Raw genomic sequence first — 22,095 nt, 5'->3', positions numbered from 1 at the left:
TCTGAGCGTCTTTCGTCGATCGCTTCGTTTTTCCCACGCACCAGCCCGGGCGTTCTTTTTGCCCTCCCGGGAAGATTGAAGGCGACACCCGTCACTGGGTAAACACAAAGCCCCGCCAAGAATGACGGGGCTTTCTGTCAGATGGTGCCGGGGGGGTTAGTCCTCGGTGCTTGGCTCGGGCAGGTCCTCAATGGACAGACCGCCGTCCAGGAGGCGGTCGACCTCGATGGGGACGCCGGTGATCCGGCCCTGGCGCCAGGGGGACAAGGGTGTCCCGCGGCCGTTCTTGAGCCGGGTAATGAACGGCGGCTGCAAGTTCTCATCCCACACGCTGGACCACGCCGCGGTGGGTCCCTGGCCGAACTGGATCAGCGAGGGGTAGGCCTTCTGGGCCGCGCTGAAGGCGGTGTCCGAGGAGAACAGAACGACCTTGTGGTACTCCTGCGTGGCCCTGTTCTTGACCGTCACCACTGTGCCGATGTTCTTTCCCGAGGGGCGCAGGCTGCCGTCGCCGCCGCTGACGACCCAGCCGAGACGGCTGTTGACCATCGCTTCGGACTGCTCAGTGCCTTCGATCGGAGGCCGTGAGGGGTCGTCGCCCGAGATCACGTGCGCCTCGCCGGAGGCCAGCAGCGCCGCCAGCGCCTTGACCAGGGAGATGCCGGGTGCGGCCTGCTGGTTCTCTGCGTGGGCGTTGGTGACCAGCTGGATGACGGACATGGACATCTCACCGTCGACGGCGAACTGTTCGATGAACTCGTCGTCCATGTCCAGCTCGCGGGCCAGGTTTTCCAGGATGAAGAAGGTCAGCATGACGTCGGCGGCCAGGGTGGAGGTGCGCTCCAGGGATCCGGACGCGGCGCCCATTTCCTTCATCAGTCCGCTCATCTGGTCTTTGAGCTGGATGCGGGCGATCTCCAGAGCTGACACGTACGCAGCCCAGCCGCCCGGGTGGGTCGTTGCGGCGTAGCGGATGTACTTGATCAGCTGGGACGTGAATCGGGCCGGGGTGCCGTACTGGGAGGCGATGGTGTTCAGCGCGTCGGTGGGGGTGCGCTCCTGGTTCAGCTTGCCCTTGCCCACGTAGAGCGGGATGAGGCGTTCCTTGGCGGACGGGGTGCTGAGCTCGTTTTCGCCGGTCATGATGAGCTGGGTCATCGGCTTGTTCGACTTCTTCACCGTCATGTCGGCGTTCATGCGCAGCTTGGTGGCGTTGTTGAAGATGGCACGGGTGATGTCGGCGAGCTTCGCGTCTTCCTGCTCCGCCTGCCGGCGCACCGCGGACGGGGCCAGGTCGTCGATCACCCAGATCGGTGTGCGGGCGACGGCGTTTTCCATGGCCGCGGCCGTGTCCTTCGCCGAGCCGGGCAGCTCCTCGTGCCAGTCACCGCGGTGCCGTGCCCAGAAACGCATCATGCATTCGGCGGTCCAGGACTTGCCTTTGCCCTTGGGGCCCCACACGTAGACGGTGGCCTTGGGCCGGATCGGGATGGTCGGGCGCAATGCAGCGGCCAGGACGACCGTGGCGGTGGACAGGTCGGTCCAGGCCTTGGCATGGATGTAGGTGTCCATGATCTTGCGGAAGTTCTTCCGCACCTCGTCGCGGTATTCCTCGTCGTCGTAGTCGCCGGCGATGTTCTCTCCGACGCCGTACTTCTGGATGACATCGATCTCGCGGGCGCTGATGCCGGGCAGGACGTTGCTGGAAGCCTCGACGTCGCCGACGATCTGGTCACCGATGAGGAACACCGGGTCGCCGTCCTGGACAGGCACCCAGCCCATCTGCATCCAGCGGGTCTTGAAGGCGACCTCGTCGGGGCGGTTGGCCTTGATGGCCGAGAGCCAGGACTCACCCTTGGCCCCGCGCGGCGGCCACTCCGGGTGCAACAGCAGCTCGCGCGGCACGGCAGCCTTCTTCCGGTCCCATTCTTCCGGCTTGTACCCGAGGATGGTTTCCGGGCCGGTGACGGTGGCGGTGTAGTCGCGGCCGTGCAGGTGCCAGGAAACCTCTATTTCAACCTGGGCGTCGTCGATGTCCTCGAACTTCACGTTCGGGTTGAAGATGCCGGTCTTCAGTTCCTGGTCGGTCGGCTGGCGCCGGGCTTCCATTGCCACGACGCGTCCGCCGATCTCGACGCGCTTCTCCCACCGGTATTCGCCGATGGTGCCGCCGGCGCCGTTGTTGACCGCGACGCATTCCTCCACGAACTGCCCGCCCTTGCCGACCCGCCAGTTGCCGGGCTTGTCTTCTGCGTTCTTGGCCGGGGCGTCGGGCATGACGTCATCGAGCTGGTTGATCAGGGCTGACCAGTTGCCGTGCTTGGCCAGGAAGTCATCCACGCCGGCCTTCGCCATCGCACCGTTGTCTTCGGCGGTGACCTCCGGGTTCAGGTACAAGACCTCGGACATCTTGGACTTGTCCAGCAGCTGGGTGGAGAGCTTGTTCGCGGCGGCGTGCACGGCAGGGTTGACGGCGATGTCGGCGTCAAAAGCGATCCAGCCGATGCGATCCTTCAGCGTGATTTCGCGCCAGTCGACGGCGTTGCCCGAGGCGTTGTAGACCCCGCCGATGGACACGATCAGGACCCGCTCATCCTGCGGGATCCGCTCAAGGAGTTCACGCAGCTTGGCGACAGGGTTTTCGACACCCTCCGAGCGAAGTTCCGAATAGGTGATGCCGTTGTGGACCAGGTACGCGGACAGTGCCGAGTCGCCTTTGAGCATTCCTTCGGCGAACATGACCACCGGGGTCGTGTCGATCCAGTCTGTCGGGACGGCCGGGTGCAGGTCCAGCGGGGTGCCGATGTTGGAGACGAACTCGTACTTCAGCGGCTTGCCGGCGTCGTTGTTTTCCGGGAATTCGGGCCGGACCTGGTACGTGTGCGGGACCGGGCGTTCGCCTTCACGCTGTGCCTTCATGATGCCTGCCAGCGAGTACCACGGCATGAGCATGCCGTCCTTGCCGGGAGCAGAGAGGGTGCGCTTGAACCGCTTGCCCTGGCCGGAGTTGCCGACGACCTGCATCTTGCGGGCCATCTGGTCATAGTTGGTCTTGTCGATCCGGGCATAGCCGCGGGCGGCCGCGACCAGCGGGGCGACACCGGAGTCGGCGAGCTTCCAGGCGCCGGAGCCGGTGATGCTGGCGGCGTAGTCGGCCGCCGTCCACGGCGGCAGGCCGGTGAAGTTGGGGTCCAGCACGTTCATGCCGGTGAGTTCTGTAGCGGCGGCGGGTACAGTCACGAGCGCTTCCGTTGCCTGTTCATCCCGGACATCGGAATCCTGGTCTTTTTGGTTTGTGGTCTCTTCCATGGTGTACCCCTATGCGGCCTGGAAGAGCACGGGTGTCACCTTACGACGAAGCCAGCCAAGCATGATTGCCGGACATCCGTCATGTTCATCGTGCGCGAAAGAACGAACACATATATTGGCTTTCGTGGCCGGCTATCACGCGGCTGGTTTGAATGCGGCGCGAAAGAAGGTGACCATGTCCGACATCTCCGACGGCACATATGGGAATGGACGCTACCAGCTCCTCCGGCCTCTCGGCGCCGGTGGCATGGGGCAGGTGTTCCTTGCCAGGGACACCTGGCTTGACCGGCTCGTCGCTTTGAAAGTCCTGCGTCCCGAAGTGGTAGCCGACCGCGAACACGGGCGCCGGCTGGCTCAGGAAGCGCGAGTCATGGGCAAGCTCCACCATGATGGCATCGTTACCATCTTTGATGTCTTCCCGGAGGCCGACGAGTTGTGTCTCGTGCTGGAGTACGTCGAAGGAACAAACCTACGCAGGTACCTCAACAGTGGCGCCTTCACAAGAGACTTTGGCATCCACCTGCTGCGCAGCCTGGCACAGGCTCTCTCCTACCTGCATGATGAACACGGTGTCGTACACAGGGACCTGAAGCCGGAGAACATCCTCATCGGCAAGGACGGGCGTATCAAAGTTGCCGACTTCGGGATTGCGAGGCGTTCCACTGACGAGCACCTGACGGCCACTGGCTATGTTATCGGCACCAAGTCCTACATGGCCCCCGAGGTTGTGGACGGTCAGCCCGCGACGTCAGCCTCCGACATCTGGGCTCTTGGTCTGGTAATGCGGGAGTCATTTGCTGTACTCGGGCAGGCTGCCACGCCATCGCTGGACCCGGTGGCAGCCACAATCAACGACATGCTGTCCACTAATCCGGGAAACCGCCCCACAGCTGCAGCGCTCCTGTCCCGCAATTTCAGTATCAGGACGCCGTCCCCTCCGGCGGCTCCGCCGGCGCATGCCCCTGTCGCTGCTACGAGGCCGGATGTCCGCGACAAGCCAATCGCCAAAACGGCAATTATTACGCACCGGCAAGGTGTCCTGGGCCGCCACAACATCTCAGCACCTGTTCAATTTTGGAGCCGGGATGAACGGGGCCCGGGGCAATGGAAACGTCTGCAGATCCCTGAAACTGAGCTTCCCAGGCATTCCCGACGCTCATCCTCCAGCCGCTACAACTATCTCGCTTTCGGAACTAAGGGAGAGCGAATGTACGCCGTCAACCCCGAAGGCACTCCTACGTTTCACTCGGTCTCCTATCGGCCCTTTATAGAAGGAATACGAGCCCTCTCCGAGCGATATATCCTGCCCTGGTACGGGGCCGTCAACACCTATGTCTACGAGTGGTCGGGAGCAGAAGGGGCTCCGGGCCGGCGGCTCAAGAAGGTTCGGAGAATGAAGATTCCGGATCAGATCGAGCGTTCCATTGAGCGTGCAGGATTCATAAGTACCAGCTGCTGGGTCATCGCCAGGAGTCAGATATGGCTGTTAGGCCAGTCTCCGATCCTGGGAAATTTGCGGTCAGCAGTACCGCTTGAAGGGTTGACATATCCACATCACGCATCAGGGTCCGGGGAACACCTGCTGGTCAAAACCAACCCGGGAGTCTTTGCCATCCGGCGTGGGATGGCTCCGCGGCACGCGAACCTGCATGGGGACGGCTGGTACGCAGTTAAAGTGCCGGTCAGAGGCAGGCCGGAGAAAGTGATGGTGCATGACGGCTACGCGCTCATCTCCACCTACGACGGGGCTGTTTGGGGGGCAGACTTGGATAAGGACCCTGAGGGCGGCAATGTGGAGCGTGTTGCGGAACTCTCATCAGTCGGGCTCTTCATCCCCGGAGGCTACATCACGGTGGATGGCCAGACGCACATGGTCAGTCCGCGTCGGCCGGCTGATCTCCGGACCAGTTCCGGTCTTCCGCCTGGGCGGTTGCTGCGCGCGGTGTCCAATGAACTGCTGATCATGCAGGAGTAGCCGAGGCCGCGACAGGGAAGAGGGCGTCAGCCGGTGTGACTGCCGCCCTCCTCTGAGGGTCGCTTTAGAGGTCGTCCTCGGTGATCGCGAACTCTTCCTGTGCGACTAGGACCGCGTACTCCTTGATCTTGCGGACGTACGCCCGGGCCGTGGAGCGGCTGACATCCAAGGCGTCGGCGATCTCATCTACAGTGGCGATCCGTGGTTCACGGTCGCCGTTGTAGAGGCCCGAGAGCCACAACTCGGCGGCCTTCCCCAGCCGCTCGTTGTATGCAGTGGTGCGCTCCACGATCAGCTGGACGAACCGTGGACCCTCTACGGGGTGCAGGACGAACTCCGTGTCGATCGGCTCCGAGTAGTCATGGTCGGCGATGTCATCTTGGGCGCGGCTGACACGCAAGTCCTCGACAGTGGCGATGACACCCTGTTTGACCGGGTTGGAGCGCTTCTCCCACATCCTGGCGTTGTGGGTGTCCACGATCTCCTGGTCCGACGGCTCCCGGCCCATTTCTCGGCGGATCTCATCGCGTGTGGCGTCAAGGACACGCTTGCGCCGCAGCGCGGAGGTCATCTCCGCCATCGGCGCGCCTTCTTTGTCGATGTAGTCCCGGACGGCGGCGCGGGCCTGGACCCGGAGCATGCCTTCCCAGTTTTCGATCCGCTCGAGCAGCGCGTCGTCGGCGAGTTCCTCGGTCAGCATCTTCAGCGCTGTCATGGACACGATGGAGGTGAAGTCCTCCACGTGCTGGTCCGGTGCGTGGCCGAAGCGGCGGCACAGGCCCCAGGCGATCTGCTTGAACAAACCCATGCGGGCGCTCATGAACTCGTGGATGAGGTTGTCGCGGGTCCTGCCGGTGGCTTCGGCGATCCTGCGGATGGCGTCATGGGTGTTCTCAGACATGACTCCCCCCAACCGAGGCATAGGGGTCTCCAGCACTACCATGAGCGCTCCTTCTGGCGTAGGGAAACCCAGCTCCTCCCAGTGCGGAACGGGGTTCAAATGCATCGAGCCAGGCGGCGAATCTTCGGCCGCCAGCTCGCGGATCAAGGAGCCATCCAATGGTTACTTGCCGACGCTCAATCTTAGCGTCAGTGACCGACAAAATCTTGTCGATGACGCCGTCTGCGCGGGTCCTTCCCCAGCCTTGCTGTGCCAGCAGCAGCTGGCGCAGTGAAAGCTTCATCAGGGGTCGGGCTTGCGGGCCGGCAGCATCAGCCAGGACGTCACCGGGAGTGACCATTCCGTCGTGAATCAGCATCAGCCATTGGGCCCTGTAGACGGCGGCATTGCGACGTGCAGCGTTCGCAGTTTCAAGGGTCGGCGCAGGAGGCGTCATGCCGCCCGGCTCCCCTCGTAGACGGTGTCACTGGTGAAGCCTTCGGGCGCGAGAAGGGTGCTGCGGGCCGCCGCGGACGGGCTCACCGACAGGGCTGCCCGGGCGCGCGGCAGGGAGAGGCGGTCCTTCGGGTAGACCTCACGGTAGGCCTCGACGATGTCGGCGATTTCCGCGCGCGGGTGCCGGCGGGCGATCTCGCGGATCTTCGGTCCGATGTGCGGGTCCCCGAGGCGGCGGCGGATCTGCGTTTCGGCGTCCCGGCGCATGTGCTTGGTCATGTACTTGAGCGGATCCACCTTCACGAAGCATTCCGGCTCCAGGCACAGCTCGATGAGACGGAACATGGCCGAGGGCTTGCCCTTCTCCCGTTCCCCTGCGTCCTCGTCCAGAATCTCCCCGTACATCATGGCGTCCACGATCTGCTCGAGACCGAGCTCATCAAGCATCGGCTCGACCACTCCGGTGCTGAGTCCGATCTCGTAGCAGACGAACGAGTGGGCCTGGAAGACGGTCGTGCGCAGCTTGGGTTCCAGGTCGGTGAGCACGTCCCAGTGCGCTGCCTCCCCGGCCTTGACCAGGGAGTTCAGGTAGGCGGTGTTCCGGGACTTGAGGCCGGAGCCGACGAACACCGGCTCAGCAAGGGACGGCAGGGTGGTGACGGTGGCCACCGGGGCTTCACCGAGGCGGCGGACCAGCTTGGACTGGCCTGCCCTGGCGTGTCCCATGCCGCGGGTGTGGTAGCTGACCGGGACAGCTTCGTCGGAGACGATGATGACGGAAGGACCGTCCCAGGCGTTCCGGACAGGCATCAGCATCCGCTCCCCCGTGCCGTGAGCCTTGTCCTTGCGGCCGACGTCGATGAGCGGGTGCTCCCAGCTCCAGACCGGAAGAGTCACGATGCCGGCCCGCTCGGGCAGGTCGCCTGCTTCCAGTATCGCCTTGGCTGCCTGGCCGTGCATGATCCGTTCGAGCCGTGAGCACAGCACCTCCAGCGACGGGTGCTTGCGGCCGCACTCTTCGACCGCGCGGGCCGCGTCCGCCATCAGGGCGGCGGCGGTTTCGGAGGTGAGGTTCAGGCTCACGCGGCCCTCTTTCCCATCAGACGTGCGAACATGCCCTGCTTCCTGACTGCTTCAGGCCTGTATTCGGACGCTTCCCGGAACGCCTCATTGCCCGTGATCCGCAGCAGCGCCTTGGACATCACCGCACGCAGCTGGGCGTTGTTGGAGTTGATCCGGCCGGCGTTCATGTCGTGCTTGACGTTGATGTCCCCCTCGACGGCGCCGAGGAAGGTCCCCAGGTTGCGGAAGTAGTTGACGGCCTTGGCCGCCATTTCAACCTGCTCCGGGTGGACCTGGTTGATGAGGACCATCAGCCGGGACGTGGGGACGCCCTCGTTGATGAACTTCCGCAGCCGGTTGTTCAGGTTGTTCACCCCGACGGTGGACATGTCGGCGACGCCGATGCCCCATGCGTCGTGGACCAGCGCCGGGAGGAGCAGCATGTTGACCACACCGGTCCGGTCCGAGGACTCGACGATCTGGGTGTCCATGATGACCAGGTCCGCGTTGCGGCGGGCGAAGTGGATAACGTCCCGGTAGAGCGCGTCGGTGACCACGGAGGGGTCGTTGATGTCATCCGGCGGGGCGCCGATGAACGCGAACTTGATCTCGCCCAGGTTTTCTTCGCGGTTGGCGTTGATGGTCGCCGGGGTGAGGATGGCGTCCTTGATGCTGCCGATCGCCGCGTCGTACATGGTGGGAAGGTTGGTGCGGTTCAGGCGCAGGTAGGTGCGCAGGTCGCCCTGGCCGGAGTTGCCGTCGATGAGCACGACGCGCAGGCCGGCTTCAGCCGCGACGTGGGCCAGTTGCAGCGACGTGGTGGATTTGCCGACCCCGCCCTTGCCCGAGTAGTTGATGACGAAGGCGCCCAGCCCGGCGGCGGAACGGCCGGTGCCGATCAGCTTGGAGGCTTCGAAGTCGTCGAAGATGCCGGTGGAGTCGTGGGTCGGCGCCACAGGCGCCTGGACACCATGCCAGGCCGGGGTCCCGGCGGGGGCCTGCACGAAGGGCTGCTGTGCCTGAGGTGCACCATGGCCGAAGTAGTTCTCGGCGGGAACTGGCTCGCTGACCTGGACGGGGACAACCGGAAGCTCGGGGGTGTCCCAGTCGCCGAATTCCTCGGCCGGGGGCGCCATCACGGTCGGCTGGTACTGCGGGGCATCCCAGTCGTTCACGATCGGCGGGGCGGCCATCACGACCGGTGCAGGTGCAGGAGCAGCGACGGGTGCAGGGGCTGCCGTCGGAGTCGGTGCCGGTGCGGACCAGGCCTGCTGCTGGACCTGCTGGGCGGCGCGTGCAGCGCGTCGGGAACCGGGCTGCTCAGGGGCCTGAACCGCGGCCTGCGCAGCGGGGGTGTCCCACTCGTCCTGAACCGGAGCGGGAGCCACGATGGCAGGCGCTGCGGGAGATGCCACAGGAGCCGGTGCCGCCACCGGTGCTGCGACAGGTTCAAAGGGGACCAGGGCCGCCGCCGGGGTGTCCCACTCATCCTGGACGGGAACGGGCGCCGCGGCCGGGGCAGTCTCAACTGCGGCGGGCGCCGGGGATTCCCAGTCATCGAAAGCCGGAGCCGCGGGTGCTGCCGGTGCGGGAGCGGCGAACGGGTCCTCCTCCACGGGAGCAGCGACTGCGGCCTGGGCGGGAGGAGCTACGGACTCTTCTTCGAAGAAGTCGATGCCAGGCAGCTCAATGCCGACCGGTTCGTCGACGGCGGGTGCCGGCGGGAAGGACTGCAGTCCTTCCAGGCCGTCCAGCGGGGCCAGCCCGACGGATGCCAGGATGGCGTTCACGGTTGTCGGCAGGTGGATCTCCGCGACCGTGTCGGGAAAGGCAACAGCCTCACCATCGCCACGGACAACGGCGACCTTTACCGGGGTTTTGGCCTGGAGATGTCCGACCCACGCGCGCAGCCCCGGGGCGGGGACATCGGCGACGATGATCGGGAACGCGCCGGCGGTCTTCGACTCGGCAATGATGGAGGTGGCGGCAGCCCGGAAGTCAAGGCCGGTCACCACTTGCAGGCCGCACTGCGTCAGGGTTTCGGCAAGGGCCGGCAGTTCAATCAGCCCGATGCGGCCACGGGTGATTACTGCGCTGTCTGATGTGTTCACAAACAGCTCTATGCGTCAACTCCGCCGACGGGGCGCAAATATGGACTACGGCAGTTTTTTACAAGTACATTTGACTATCGTGCGCAAAATGTCCGAGCCCCCGGGGAATAAAATTATGAGTCAACTAGACAGCGGGTGGGTCGCCCGGTGGGTCGTTGCGCTCTGCGAACCCCTGCTTGAGACCGAGGCGCGCGTCGAGATCGAGAAGGAAATGGTCGAGCTCGTCACCCGGCATCCCCACTGGTTTGCCGCCTGGCTCTCCGGCTACCTCTCGGACATCGTCCGCTCCCTGGATCCCGAGGACCCGTGGCGGAACCTTTCCGTAGTTGACGACCAGGCGGTCCATCCGGACCGCAGCCCGTTCGGCACCTGGGTTGATGCCAGCGACATTGTGCACGTCTCCATAGAGGACATCCGGGCCGACCTGGGCTTGGCCGCGCTCGAGAAGCCTGTCGGGGAAGCGGCCGCCAAGCTGCTGGCTGTTGCCGCCGACGGTTGGGACGCGACTCTGACCTGGTGCGAGGCCAACCTGGTCACCGCGGCGACGCTCTCACCTGCCGAGGGTGCAGCCTTCTTCAAGACAGCCTCTTCGGCCCTGCGCTGGGCGATCCACCGCCGCCGGCTCTTCCAGGGCCTGGAGGACCCGTTCGTGCAGGTCTCCGGCGTCGCCTGGATCCAGCGCGCGGACAAGATGACCAGCGGCGAGCCGTGGGACGAAGCCCGGGCCGCCCGCCACCTGGAAGCAAACAGGGTCCAGCCGGGAACGTACCGGCAGTTCAACCCCAGCGCGGAGTAGGACTCTTTCGGTGCCGCACACATGCGGTCCATGCGATCTCTTCCGGAAGCAGTCATCGTCTCGTTCAGCGGTACTCTCGTCGATACGTCCCTGATCAACCACCTCGTGGCCAGCCACCATCCGTCGTGCGACGCCCCTTCGGCAGACCGCTACCTCCTTGAGGCGGTGATGTGCCCGCCGGTGCGGCAGATGGTCCAGTTGCTGAACGTGGAGCGGAACATCGGCCGGGCTGTTCTTCTGGTCAGCGCTGACCGCGACCACTACCACCCGCACATCCAGTCCTGGCTGGACCTGAACGGCATGACCGTGGACGGGATCCATCTTCGGCGCGTGAGCGATCACCGTCCCGATGCCCTTACCAAGGCCGAAATCGTGGCCGGGCTGCAGGATCAGTACAACATCGTCCACGCCTACGACGACCGGTCCGACGTGGCCCGCGCCTATCATCGTCTCGGCATCGACACCACGCTGGCCGGCGGCCAGACGGGAGATGCGCCGGGCCTGGCTGCCGCCTAGCGGTGAGCCCGGGACCTCTTTCCGCACACATGAGCGTAGACCCCTCCCCCACGGATCAGGAACACCAATGAACGCCACCCCGAGCCTCGTGCAGCCAATCGTGCTGCTCGTGGACAAGAACGACCCTGCCAGCCACCGAGACAGCATCCTCGCAGCCGCGGTCGCCAGCGTTGACGCCTACGCCGGTACGTTGTCCTCGGTGCGCGACGAAGCGTGGACGAAATGGCTCTCTGGCCGGTTCACCAAGTCGGTTCGCCGGGCCGACCTGAAGACCTTCACAAAGCTGGCCGCCGACGAAGATAACAAAATTGAGAGTTTTATCTCCATCGGTAAGGCCAAGGCCCTCGCGTATGCCCCAGCCTTCTACGAGGACATGCCCAAGTCGCTGATGAGACTGCAGGTCTCCGGAACCGACCTGCCCGACGAGCCGGCGACGGTACCGTCCAGGAAACGCAGCGGAGATCCGGTCATCGTCCTGAACGGCGCCCTCGGGATGTCGACAGGCAAAGCCGCCGCACAGGCAGCCCATGCGTTGTTCGCCTGGCAGTTGAACCGCGGACACGATGACGCCGAGCTCGCCTCCCTCCAGCTGCTCTCCACCGACCTGGTCATTGCTACCGAGGAGGAGTTCACCGGCCTGCAAACCATCGCCGCCGGTCCGCTGATCGTTGACGCGGGCCTGACCGAAATCGCTCCGAACACCGCCACGGCGTTCGTCATCGAAAGGCCCTGAGCGTGCAGTTCAAGGACCGGATCCTCGAAGGTCACCGCTTCCGCCGCCAAGTGATCACGCAGATGGGGCGTCCGGGTCAGCCGGCCCCGGAGCGGCTGTACGGGAAAGGAATGTTCGTCCAGCATTACGCCCTGGACCGGCTCTCACCCAAAGCCCTCTGCGGCGGCTCCGTCATGCTCGTCTCGGACCAGCCGTTCGCCACCAGGGCCCGTCTGCAGTGCCCGCTCTGCGTCTCTGTGGTCGCCCGCGCCATGGTCCGCATCGCCGCAGAGCAGGCATCCGTCCTGAAGAAAAACCAGCCCCACCGCTGACCCTTCCCTGCCAGCCGAGCGGTCAGGGGCGCTAATCGGTGACGTGGTGCCCGATGTCCGTACACATAGCCGGCATGACGACCACACTCTTTGCCAGAGTCCCGCTCAAGGACATGGACCCCTCTGCCCTGACAATGGCCATTTTCGCCGAGATCAAGGACATGCCCGACATCGACGGGGTCAAGGTGTCGACAGCGATCTCGGCCGCTTCGTTCTTCCACCTGAACCAGACCCGGGCCAACCGCAAGGGCTTTTCCAGGACCTCCTACATCGAGCATCCGCTGAGGAACGCGCTTCGCGTGCTGCGGTGGGGTGTCGCCTCCGAAGCCATCCTCATCTCCGTCATTCTGCACGACACTGTGGAGGATTGCCTGGACAGGATTTTGGCGTCCTTCGTTCCGGGCTGCCATGCCGGAATCGGTGTGGCAACGCAGCGGGAGCTGGCCTTCGAATGGATCGCGCGGGAGTTCGGAGAGGAAGCCTCCAGCCTCGTCAGGTCATTGACCAACCCTGTGTCCACGGGAACACAACTCACCAAGGCGCAGAAGCGCGAGAAGTATGCTGCGGACGTCGCCGGGAAGATTCGGGGCAACGCCTCCGCCTTCATCGGCAAGTTCACCGACTTCATGGATAACGCCGGCGGCCTGCACCACAACGCCGTCGGCGGGAATGAACGGATGGTCGCCCACCTGGCCGCCAAGTACCACCCGGTGGTGGCCATCTTTCAGGACGAGCTCGCCGCGAACTACGAAGCGATCCGCGTGCTGGTCTCCGACGCAGGCATGGCCGAAATCGAACTCAAGCTCTCCCTGCTGTCGGACCGCCTGGGTGCCCTGGCCGGGGCGACGGCATGAACACGGGAGCCGGGCCCCTTGGGTCGGGCACCTTGGTCGGTGTGGACGGCTCCGCTGCCGTGACCGACCTGACGCCCATGGACCGGCTCGTCATTGCCCGGCTCCAGGACATCGAGGACCACCCGGACCTTCTCCGGGACGAGGCGGCCTGACGGCTCAGGCGTAAGCAGGTGTCCGGCGGCGCTCGGCGTTGACCTGGGCGCACCAGGTCGACGCGCCTGCGCCCGCCTCGAGCACCATCACCGCAGGAACGGTATCGGCGAAACGGACTTCCGGCGCGGCCGGCTCCGGCTCATCAGCCACCGGCAGTTTGCTGCATTCCGGGCACAACGTTTCGAGCCACACGGTCCAGCCGGACTGCTTGGCGAGCCGGATCGCAACGGACTGTGGGTGCTGATATTCGATGGTGGTGCTGTCGGGGCATCCGGCGCCGTCGCGTCCGTCGCATTCGATAGTGGTTACAACTATGGCAAGGATTGGCACTTTTTGGTCTTTCGAAAGGGGTGGCACCTGGGCGTGGTACCGGTGTCAAGAAAGAGAGGGGTGCTGAAGTTTAGGAGCTTCGCAGGGACGCCAGCGCGTCTTTGAGCGACATCTGCAGTGCCGGGCCGTGGCCGGGCAGGATGATGGACGCATCAACGTCATCGAGGGTGTGGGTAGCAGCCAGGGCCTCGTCGGCGTCTGTATGGTACATACGGTCAAGCATCTGCGGACCGGTGTGACGGCTGAGCGAATGCCCGGTGATGAGGGCGTCACCGGTGACGACCGCATCTGCATCCTGAAGGAGGATGACGGCGTGCCCGGGGGTATGACCGGGAACATTGATTGCCTTGGGACGTCCGGGCAGGGCTTCCAGGCGCCCGGCTGTCCAGGCTTCCGCTGACGGCACAGGGTTCGGGGACAAGGCCCCGGCAGAGATGGCGTGCTTGAGCCATGAGAAAACCCCCGGGCGCCATGCATTGAGAACGCAGGTTGCCAAGGTGACCTGGTGCTTCACTTCGCCCTGCACATGGGAGAGCTCTTCGGGGCTGGTCAGGACAGGAGTCCCGAATGCCTCAACAAACCGTGAGGCCGAACCCAGGTGGTCGACGTGCCCATGCGTAATGAGGACCGCTTTGGCGTCACCGGGCTTGAGGCCGACGTGCCAGATGGAGTCCAGGACGATGGAAACGTCCTTTGGGTACCCGCTGTCGATCAGAATGTAGCCACTGTCGTCGCTGACGATAATCCAGTTGGATGCAGGGCCCTCTACGAAGAAAACACCGGGCTTCGGCTCGCTGACTCGCGAGGAAAAGTCGAACGGATTTTTTTCGGGACGCGCTGAAATGGGTGACAAAAGGCTGTACTCCTGAAGTGGATCAGATGATGATTCGTACAGCCTGCCGGGCGTCCGCCAGTCGGGCTTAGGATGCACACTCTATCCATCAAGATTGCCTCAAGGCAAATTGGAAGTTCGCTGAGAGTGCCGCCCGGAGATCAAGTCATATGACAGGGAAGAATGTGTTTCATGACACATGTGACAAACTCTGTTGAAGGGTGACAAAATGTCCGAGTCCCATAGGGGGGGGCTTGCCCTGTTGGGGGGTGCTTGGGGGGGCTACGAGTTGGGGGCAGAAGGTCTGCCGCCACAAAGTTTTATGGGGCTCAGACATGAACGCAGGCAGTGAAACACGCAGCAACACGGAGAACCGTTGGGTGCTGGTTGATTTTCTCAACAGCGAGCAGCCGGGCCTCCTGAGTATCGGCGCAGTCAACTACTCCGGCGCAAGCGTTCGCAAAAACCTCGACGTGGTCGGACGCGAGCTTCTTGTGGACAGGATCCGCCTCGTGGCCGAAACCGGCCAGGAAACCGATGAAGTCGTCAACCTCCGCGGCATCGACTACCGCGTCCTGACGATGCCGCTGCGCGGACCGGCCACAAATACCGTCCTTGCAGTCACTGCGATCTACAAAAGGGTCGAGGACGAACTGCCGGAACGGCCGCCAATCGGGGTCCTGGAGTGGAAGATTTCCTTCGACGGCCACATCGAAACCGCCTGGAACGACGACCTGTTCCGGATCTACGAGATCGAGCGGACCGGCACCTCCACCAGTCCTACCGGGGACATGAACCAGTGGGTCAGCGAGCTCATCTCCCCGGAGGACCGGACCCGGATGAAGGTGACCATCGACGCGGCAATCAGGTCGGGAAACGCCCAGCGGTATCTTGTCCCCTACAAGGTCATCACCCGGTCAAACACGGACAACCCTGGCGTCAAGAACCTGGAAGTTTCCGGCCGGGTTCTTCCCGACGAGACCTTCGAGGGCAAGTGGCTGCGCGCCATCACGCGTGAGGTGCAGGAGATCACGCCGTCCCCGATCACCCCGGGCTTCGGTGACTTCCAGTCCAGCAGCCTCCTGCGGGCGGTTTTCGACCTCGCCTCGGACCAGGTTCTGATGGCCGTCGACACGAGCTGCTGGCAGACGTTCATGACGTCCCCCACGTGGCACAAGTTCGGCATCCGGACGCCACGGTTCGGCTACCTGCCGCACGTCGTCCACCCCGATGACTACCGTGCCTTCAGGGAAATCGTTGAGGAATCACGTCCGGCCACCGCTGCGATCGTACGTTTGCAGCACACCGACGGCAGCTACAACCCCTATAACGTGGCTGCCAGCAGCGCCCCTGACGATAACGGCACCACCGGCAGGTACTCGGTCGTCAGGATGTCGCCGGCACCGGTGTGACAGCGGCGGGGAAGGAACGCAGCGGCTCCGCACACATGTGAGGCATCGGGCCCGGATACACCGGGCCGACGACCACGCAGGAGCTTTCCGTGAACCTTTACACCCTCTTCCCTGGCGACACCCTTCTGGTGATCGCGATCGCCGCCTTCATCATCGGCGGCGGCCTGCTGCTCTCCCTTTTCCTCCGGGCCGGAGCCAGACGTCAGGACCCGGCGCTTGCCTCGATCCTGAACCAGGTTGCCTCCGCTCCTTCCGGCCCGCTGCGTGAAAGCTACATCGCCGACATCGTGGATGCACCGTCGTCGGCGGGACCACGGGCCCTGACCCGCTGACCGAAACCACAGCCGAAACAGACGCAAAAGAGCCGGTGCGGACCTACCGCACCGGCTCTTTTGCTGCGCCCGGGCGTCTAATGCACGCCGGAGATCCCGGCCGCGATGATGACAAACAGGAACGCCACCAGGCCCATCGCCGAGAGAATTGTGGAGATCCACCCCAGGACCTTGCCGGCGGTGGCCGGGTGGCCCATCCGTTCGGCCTTGTTCGCGTTGATGATGGCCAGCGGCCCGAAGACGAGCCCCAGGATGAACAGGCCAATAATGCCGAAGATCAAGGCGGTGTCACTAGCCTTCTTGCCTTCGATGTTTTCCGGCGAGTAGCCCATGGCGTGCATCGGCGGGTAGGCCGGAGTGCTGCACTGCTGCGGGGCTGCCGCGTATGGCTGCTGGTACTGGGTGGGGTCGTATCCTGGCTGGCTCATGGTGCCTTTCGGTCTGATCTTGCTGTCACCGTAAACCATGCGTAGACCGGCTCTGCTGCGGCGCGGCAGGGCCCGGCGGGCACGGTTTTTGCCTTCTCCGCACACATGCCTTGCATTGTCGATCCACCGCGACCCCCGGGCCGCCCCCATGCACCGCCAGGAGATTCCACCCTTGAGACGCGCACACACCGAGCTGGCCAGCGTCGAGCAACTGCTCGAAACGTCCATGCACGAAGAGCAGCCCGACAACCGCCCGTTCTCGGTCCGCCTCACCGGCTTCGTCGCCTCCGTGCTCCTGGTGTCCCTTACCGGCCTCCTCGCGGCCCCGGTCGGCATGTTCGCCGCCGGCGGCGTCGGCACTGCCATTGACTACTGGGACAAACTCCCTTCGGAGATCCCTCTGGACGTTGCGCTTCCCCAGCACACCGTCCTGCTGGACAAGAACGGCAAGGAATTCGCCCGCTTCTTCAGCGAGAACCGCATCGACGTCAAACTCGCTGACATCTCCCCGACGTTCACGGACGCCCTGCTGGCCACCGAGGACGCCCGGTTCTACACGAACGGGCCCATTGACCTTGTCGGCACTGTCCGGGCCACGATCAACAACGCCCGCTCATCCCAGGCCCAGGGGGCTTCGGGCATCACCCAGCAGCTGGTCAAAAACCTTCTCGTCGCCCAGTCCGGCGAGACCGCACCCCCGTCCCGCGACCTGGGCACCAAACTCCAGGAACTCAAGTATGCCGCCGGGCTGGAGCAAAAGCTCACCAAGGACCAAATCCTTGAGATGTACTCGAACACCGTCTACTTCGGCAACGGGGCCTACGGCATCCAGGCCGCCGCCAAGGTGTACTTCGACACGACAGCCAAGAACCTCACCCGCGCCCAGGGTGCCACCCTGGCAGGCATCCTCAAGGGCCCGGCCCTCTACGATCCGTTCACCAACCCCGACGGCGCCCGCGGCCGCCGCGACACCGCGCTGTCCCGATTGGAAGTCACCGGCAAGATCACCGAAGCTGAGGCGTCTGCTGCCGCGGCCGAACCCATTGGCATCAAGAAGGGGACCCTCGCCAATGGCTGCGCCAGCTCTGCCTACCCTTACTACTGCTCGCTGGTCCGCGACGAGATCCTCACCGACCCCGCATTCGGTGCCACCGCAGAGGCCCGCGCCGAAAAGCTCTCCCGCGGCGGCATGACCCTGACGACTGCTCTGGACCCGGAGGCGATGGCGGCGACGCAGAACGCTGTCACCGGCGCCCTCGGCAACGACAACCGGGCTGCCCTGGCCACCGCGGTGATCAGGCCCGGCACCGGCCAGATCGCTGCCATCGCCCAGAACCGCACCTGGGGCAACGGCCCCGGACAGACCGAGATGCTCTACGCGAAGTCCCCGTTCCAGGTCGGTTCTTCCATGAAGCCGATCACCCTCGCGACCGCGCTCGAACAGGGAATCCCGGCGACCACCCGGTTCAACGCCGACAGCCCGTACACGTCCCCGACGCTCGACTCCCCGCAGGGCGGCTTCATCAACTACGGCAACGTCAGCTGGGGCACCGTGGACGCCCGCCGCGCCATCCAGCTGTCCCTGAACGTCTACTTCATCCGGCTCATCGAACGCACCGGGGTCCTGCCCGTGGCTGACATGGCCGCGCGCCTCGGTATCACCTCGCTGCCGCGGACCGGCCCCAACGCGATCAAAGGCCAGGAGGCGTCCCTGACCCTGGGCGCTTACGAGGTCTCCCCACTGGAAATGGCGAACGCCTATGCCGTGTTCGCCGGCGACGGTGTCGCCTGCCGCCCGGTTGCCATCACCGCCGGGACCCGCGCCGACACGGGCGCCAAGATCGCCGTTCCCAATCCGGACTGCCACCAGGCCATCGCCCCGGCGGTAGCGCACACGGTCGCGGACGTCCTCAAGATGCCATTCAGCGGGCCCGACGGAACCCTGTCCCAGATGGGTGGCCTGCCTGGCCGCGAGGCGGGCGCCAAGACCGGTACGACCAATGACTTCGCCGCCAACTGGATTGTCGGTCTCGTTCCCCAGTACGCCACTGCCGTGTGGCTTGGTGATCCGCGTGGCGGCACCCAGTACCCGCTGAACATGGTCCGCGCCTACGGCCGCGACTACTTCAACCTCACGGGTTCCGAGGTTGCCGGCCCGGTCTGGAAGGACATCATGACCCACCTGACCGCCGGGCTGCCCGCGGTCCCGCTGCCCAAGGCCGACGATGTCGCCACCAGCTCCAGCACCGCCCGGACCGTCCCGGACGTCCGGGGGCTCCCTGTCAGCGAGGCGGCAACCCTGCTGCTGCAGAACAACCTGACCCCGGACATTGCCGAGAAGACCGCGGAGGCGAACCCGCTGCTCGCCAAGGACATCGTTACCGCCCAGACCCCTGCCGCCGGGAGCACCTTCTCCTACCGGGAAAAGGTCACCATCACCCTCAGCCAGGGCAGCGACACCACCATCAAGCTCCCGGAACAGAAGTAGGACCATGGGAATCAAGCGACTCACCGAGAAATCGTCGACGGCCGTCCTGGCCGGCACCGGCATCGTCACCGCAATCGCCGGCCTGACCACCCTGGCGATGGTGCTGATCGGCATGCCGCCGGCGGCTGATCCGACCCCACGGGCGGCAGCGGATCCGACCATCATCACTGCCGACTGGAAGCAGTCCCCCGCCACCGGGGTGCTCACCGATGCGCTGAACAACCCGCCGTCGGGCTGGTCCAAGCAGGGCGACCTGCAGCAGCTCGTCACCGCGCCGCTGCCGTACTCGTGCCCGCAGCCAGGGCTGGCTCCGTCCGTCTCCTTGGCCAGGACCTACACCTCCGGCAGCTCACGCTTCCAGGTCGTCACCCTCGCCTACACGGCGGGGATCGGCGCCGAAGCCATGAACCGACAGGGGGCAAACGCGTACATCTGCGCCGGCCCGGAGACAGGCCTGAGCCTGTGGGGAGTGGACGGACCCGGATCCGACGCGAAACAGGCGGTCACGACCCGCGGAGGAGTCCGGGCCTCCGTGCTCTCGTTTCGCCGCGGAGACGTCATCACCTACGTCACCGGCTCCCCGAACGACCCGCTGCAGAACCTCGCGAAAGCCTTCGATGACAACCTGACCCGCAGGCTCGGACCGGTTTGCGCAAACCCGGAGTCCACCGTTGCTGACGCCGCCCGCTCCCCGTGGTCAGCGGGCGGTTACAAACCGTACACCGAGGATGCCACGGTGGCGATCGCCGACGTTCCCCTCCCATCCACAGAGCCGACAACCGCACCGACAGGCCCGGCCCCGTCTCCCCCAGCAACCCCCGCCCCGTCCCCGGCGGCGACCCTCGAGCGGGTATCCCTGCCGGCACCGGACCTCGTGGACCACACAGCTGCACCGATGTCCCGTCCGGCGTTCCCGGTGGCCCCTGCCATGCCAGCTCCCGTCACTGAACCGGAGCCGCCGGCCGCTCCCGCGCCCAAGGCCACCCTCGGCACAACAGTCCAGGTGGCTGCCAACGACACCACAGGTCCCGGATGCGGCTGGGCATTCACCGGCATGAAGCCCTTGGCCTTTGACGACGAGGCGGCAGCTAAAACCAGGACGGCGCTCCTGGCCGAGACGAAAGCGAGGCTGGAGTCGGATGCCAAGGCTTGGCAGGCCAGCGTACTGGCCTACTGGAGGTCCTACGCCACGTACAAGGACCAGGCCAAGGCCTACAACGCCTACGCGGCCAGGGTTGACGAGGTCAACAAGGCATGGACCGTCATCGCCGATTCCTGGGACAGGTACGACCAGGCAGTGAGGGACCGGGACCGGAAGGTTGCGCAGCGGGCAGACTTCATCGCCCGGCAGGACACTGCCCGGAAGGACTATGAGGCGAAGATGGCCCAGTGCGCGGCTGTTCCGGCTCCGTCGCCGTCTGCAAGTCCTACACCTTCGCCCACGCCTGTGCCCACTCCGTCTCCGACGCCATCACCGTCACCCTCCGCGACACCGTCCCCGAGCCCCAGTGTCCCGCCGGGGTGCCCGCCGGAACGGCCCGCCATCCTGGATCAGCAGGCCCCGGACGTTCCGTCCGAACCGGCCAAACCAGCCCCGCCTGGCCAGGGCTAGGGCGGGGAGGGAATTCGCATCATCTACGCATGTGTCCGGTTGAACGACTAGGAGAAAACGGACCATGAGCCTACCCACCGCACAGGACCCCTCAAAGGCCTTCGATTACGCCAGCCTGACAGAGGTTCACAACACCGCGTACGACAGCCTTGGCGGGATCATCCTCTCCGGCGGGTGGTTCCTGGCACTGGCCGCCGGCATCGTCATCCTGGTGGTCCGGCGGGTGGACAAGTCAAAGCTTTCCGCGGTCTGGGCGACTCGCTCCTTCTGGGCTGCGGCATTGCTGCTCATCTTGCCGGTCCTGGGTTCGGGCGTCATGGAGTTCACGTCCCGGTCCGGGGACACGGTGCCCAACTTTATCGGCCTGGCCAAGGGTGCAACCGTCTCTGACAAGAACGGCGAATTTACCGCCTGGGCGAAGGACCGCTACAACGTCGAACTGTCCGGCGTCCAGGCCACCGAACTGCAGAAACTGACGAACAAGGGCTTCATGGTGACCTCAAACGAGACCAACCCGGTCATCTTCAACGGCTCCCTGATCCATGGGACGTCTGCTGCCGGCCAGATCATCCTGGTCGACAAGGACTCCAAGGAAATGCCTGTCCGGAAGTAAACGGAGAGCGGCGCCGCCGTTTCCGCACACATGAGGCTCATGACTGAGCAGCCTCCTGTACTGGCCGTCACCGGCATCGGTGCTTACCGCATCCGGGTCCGGCTGGAACCCGTACCCCACCTGCGGCACGGACGCGGCTGGCCCGAGGCCATCAGCGCGGCCACCCTGACCGGGGCGGACTTCAACGCAGACCATGACCGCGGCCTCTCCCGTTTCGAGGCCAGGATTTACGCTCCGCCCGGCTTCGAGGACTCGGACAGGGACCGTTGCACGCTGGCGAGCTTCGAGTTCCACCACATGGTCCTGGACTCCGCCCGCGGCGGCATCATGGATTTCACCGGAGTTCTCGTCGGCGCCCTCGCCTACCCGCAGAATGTCTACGACCGCTTGGCGGCGGGAACACCGCTGACCGACATCGACGAAGCCCGCGGCAACTGGCCGGGCGATGTCCGCTACCTTCCGCACCCCCACACAAACCTGGAGAGGTACCTCGGGTGGCGGGCGAAGCTCACCATCTCTCCTCTCCGCAGGCAGGACGACCAGTGACAAACAGCGAGCTGCTTCCATACGCGACCGAATTCGTCTTCACCCCGGCCGGCACGGACCGAAAAGACCCCGACACCCGGCACTTCAGGGTCACCGTTACTTGGCGAGGTGAAGACACCTGGGCGGTGACATGGATGGGCGAATGCTGGAACGGCACCGAGTGGGAGTGGGAGCCCTCCCCGTCCAGCCGGGAAGAAGACTTCCTGGCCCGCTGCCGCTTCACCCTCGAAGAAGCCTGCACCCACGCCCGGGCCCTAGCGGACACCGTCATGCCGAATGGCGCCACCTTCGCGCAATGGCAGGCCCGCCGCGCCGCGATGCAAGAAGCCGGCGGGCAGTAGCACCG

General features: G+C 64.9%; 21 protein-coding genes. 14 read left to right on the top strand and 7 right to left on the bottom strand.

Annotated elements, in window-relative coordinates:
• Nucleotides 1–156: 156 nt before the first annotated feature.
• The gene (locus tag HMI59_RS23920) at nucleotides 157–3,309 is read right to left on the bottom strand and encodes a hypothetical protein (protein ID WP_193594079.1); all 3,153 of its coding nucleotides are present in this window, start codon (nucleotides 3,307–3,309) and stop codon (nucleotides 157–159) included.
• A 175-nt stretch (nucleotides 3,310–3,484) separates the two neighbouring features.
• Here HMI59_RS23920 and HMI59_RS23915 point away from each other — a divergent pair, with 175 nt between their 5' ends.
• On the top strand, nucleotides 3,485–5,284 hold the full coding sequence (locus HMI59_RS23915; RefSeq protein ID WP_193594078.1) for a serine/threonine-protein kinase: 1,800 nt from the start codon (nucleotides 3,485–3,487) through the stop codon (nucleotides 5,282–5,284).
• 64 nt (nucleotides 5,285–5,348) lie between these two features.
• On the opposite strand, the gene HMI59_RS23910 is transcribed toward HMI59_RS23915, so the two are convergent.
• The 3 genes from HMI59_RS23910 to HMI59_RS23900 form a co-directional block, all read right to left on the bottom strand.
• On the bottom strand, nucleotides 5,349–6,185 hold the full coding sequence (locus tag HMI59_RS23910; RefSeq protein WP_227471690.1) for an HTH domain-containing protein: 837 nt from the start codon (nucleotides 6,183–6,185) through the stop codon (nucleotides 5,349–5,351).
• Between the two features lie 432 nt (nucleotides 6,186–6,617).
• Nucleotides 6,618–7,703, bottom strand: a complete 1,086-nt coding sequence (locus tag HMI59_RS23905) for a hypothetical protein (RefSeq protein ID WP_193594076.1) — start codon at nucleotides 7,701–7,703, stop codon at nucleotides 6,618–6,620.
• Nucleotides 7,700–9,793, bottom strand: coding sequence for an AAA family ATPase (locus tag HMI59_RS23900; RefSeq protein ID WP_193594075.1), 2,094 nt, complete (start codon nucleotides 9,791–9,793; stop codon nucleotides 7,700–7,702). Before HMI59_RS23900 ends, HMI59_RS23905 begins: the two co-directional genes overlap by 4 nt.
• 115 nt (nucleotides 9,794–9,908) lie before the next feature.
• On the opposite strand from HMI59_RS23900, the gene HMI59_RS23895 reads away from it, so the two are divergent.
• From HMI59_RS23895 to HMI59_RS23870, 6 genes are all read left to right on the top strand, one after another.
• Nucleotides 9,909–10,589: a hypothetical protein gene (locus HMI59_RS23895; RefSeq protein WP_193594074.1), complete on the top strand. Its 681-nt coding sequence runs from the start codon at nucleotides 9,909–9,911 to the stop codon at nucleotides 10,587–10,589.
• 30 nt (nucleotides 10,590–10,619) lie between these two features.
• Nucleotides 10,620–11,105 (top strand): hypothetical protein, encoded by a 486-nt coding sequence (locus HMI59_RS23890; protein WP_227471689.1) that lies wholly within the window; start codon nucleotides 10,620–10,622, stop codon nucleotides 11,103–11,105.
• Between the two features lie 67 nt (nucleotides 11,106–11,172).
• Nucleotides 11,173–11,838, top strand: a complete 666-nt coding sequence (locus HMI59_RS23885; protein WP_193594072.1) for a peptidyl-tRNA hydrolase — start codon at nucleotides 11,173–11,175, stop codon at nucleotides 11,836–11,838.
• 2 nt (nucleotides 11,839–11,840) lie between these two features.
• A complete protein-coding gene (locus tag HMI59_RS23880; RefSeq protein WP_193594071.1) occupies nucleotides 11,841–12,149 on the top strand; it encodes a hypothetical protein in 309 nt (102 codons plus the stop codon).
• 74 nt (nucleotides 12,150–12,223) lie between these two features.
• Nucleotides 12,224–13,003, top strand: a complete 780-nt coding sequence (locus tag HMI59_RS23875; RefSeq protein WP_227471688.1) for a hypothetical protein — start codon at nucleotides 12,224–12,226, stop codon at nucleotides 13,001–13,003.
• Nucleotides 13,000–13,155, top strand: coding sequence for a hypothetical protein (locus HMI59_RS23870; protein WP_193594070.1), 156 nt, complete (start codon nucleotides 13,000–13,002; stop codon nucleotides 13,153–13,155). The genes HMI59_RS23875 and HMI59_RS23870 overlap by 4 nt, the downstream gene beginning before the upstream one ends.
• A gap of 4 nt (nucleotides 13,156–13,159) precedes the next feature.
• Here the strand turns inward: HMI59_RS23870 and HMI59_RS23865 are convergent, their stop codons facing one another.
• Nucleotides 13,160–13,486 (bottom strand): hypothetical protein, encoded by a 327-nt coding sequence (locus tag HMI59_RS23865; protein ID WP_193594069.1) that lies wholly within the window; start codon nucleotides 13,484–13,486, stop codon nucleotides 13,160–13,162.
• Nucleotides 13,487–13,556: 70 nt separating this feature from the next.
• Nucleotides 13,557–14,339, bottom strand: a complete 783-nt coding sequence (locus HMI59_RS23860) for an MBL fold metallo-hydrolase (RefSeq protein ID WP_193594068.1) — start codon at nucleotides 14,337–14,339, stop codon at nucleotides 13,557–13,559.
• 314 nt (nucleotides 14,340–14,653) lie between these two features.
• Here HMI59_RS23860 and HMI59_RS23855 point away from each other — a divergent pair, with 314 nt between their 5' ends.
• Both HMI59_RS23855 and HMI59_RS23850 read left to right on the top strand, forming a co-directional pair.
• Complete coding sequence (locus HMI59_RS23855; RefSeq protein ID WP_193594067.1) at nucleotides 14,654–15,730, top strand: hypothetical protein; 1,077 nt, start codon at nucleotides 14,654–14,656, stop codon at nucleotides 15,728–15,730.
• 89 nt (nucleotides 15,731–15,819) lie between these two features.
• Entirely contained in the window at nucleotides 15,820–16,062 is a 243-nt protein-coding gene (locus tag HMI59_RS23850; RefSeq protein WP_193594066.1) for a hypothetical protein, read from the top strand.
• A gap of 77 nt (nucleotides 16,063–16,139) precedes the next feature.
• Here HMI59_RS23850 and HMI59_RS23845 read toward each other — a convergent pair whose 3' ends face one another.
• A complete protein-coding gene (locus HMI59_RS23845) occupies nucleotides 16,140–16,490 on the bottom strand; it encodes a hypothetical protein (protein ID WP_193594065.1) in 351 nt (116 codons plus the stop codon).
• A gap of 172 nt (nucleotides 16,491–16,662) precedes the next feature.
• On the opposite strand from HMI59_RS23845, the gene HMI59_RS23840 reads away from it, so the two are divergent.
• From HMI59_RS23840 to HMI59_RS23820, 5 genes are all read left to right on the top strand, one after another.
• On the top strand, nucleotides 16,663–18,978 hold the full coding sequence (locus HMI59_RS23840) for a penicillin-binding protein (protein WP_193594064.1): 2,316 nt from the start codon (nucleotides 16,663–16,665) through the stop codon (nucleotides 18,976–18,978).
• A 4-nt stretch (nucleotides 18,979–18,982) separates the two neighbouring features.
• Nucleotides 18,983–20,590, top strand: coding sequence for a hypothetical protein (locus HMI59_RS23835; RefSeq protein ID WP_193594063.1), 1,608 nt, complete (start codon nucleotides 18,983–18,985; stop codon nucleotides 20,588–20,590).
• A 64-nt stretch (nucleotides 20,591–20,654) separates the two neighbouring features.
• Entirely contained in the window at nucleotides 20,655–21,203 is a 549-nt protein-coding gene (locus HMI59_RS23830) for a hypothetical protein (protein ID WP_193594062.1), read from the top strand.
• Between the two features lie 39 nt (nucleotides 21,204–21,242).
• Complete coding sequence (locus HMI59_RS23825; RefSeq protein WP_227471687.1) at nucleotides 21,243–21,749, top strand: hypothetical protein; 507 nt, start codon at nucleotides 21,243–21,245, stop codon at nucleotides 21,747–21,749.
• Complete coding sequence (locus tag HMI59_RS23820; protein ID WP_193594060.1) at nucleotides 21,746–22,090, top strand: hypothetical protein; 345 nt, start codon at nucleotides 21,746–21,748, stop codon at nucleotides 22,088–22,090. The genes HMI59_RS23825 and HMI59_RS23820 overlap by 4 nt, the downstream gene beginning before the upstream one ends.
• Nucleotides 22,091–22,095: the final 5 nt, after the last annotated feature.

It is taken from the genome of Paenarthrobacter sp. YJN-5 (genome assembly GCF_015040095.1).
GTDB lineage: Bacteria > Actinomycetota > Actinomycetes > Actinomycetales > Micrococcaceae > Arthrobacter > Arthrobacter ureafaciens.
The sequence above is the reverse complement of the archived record's forward strand: the minus strand, read 5'-3'. Positions and strand labels throughout refer to the sequence as shown.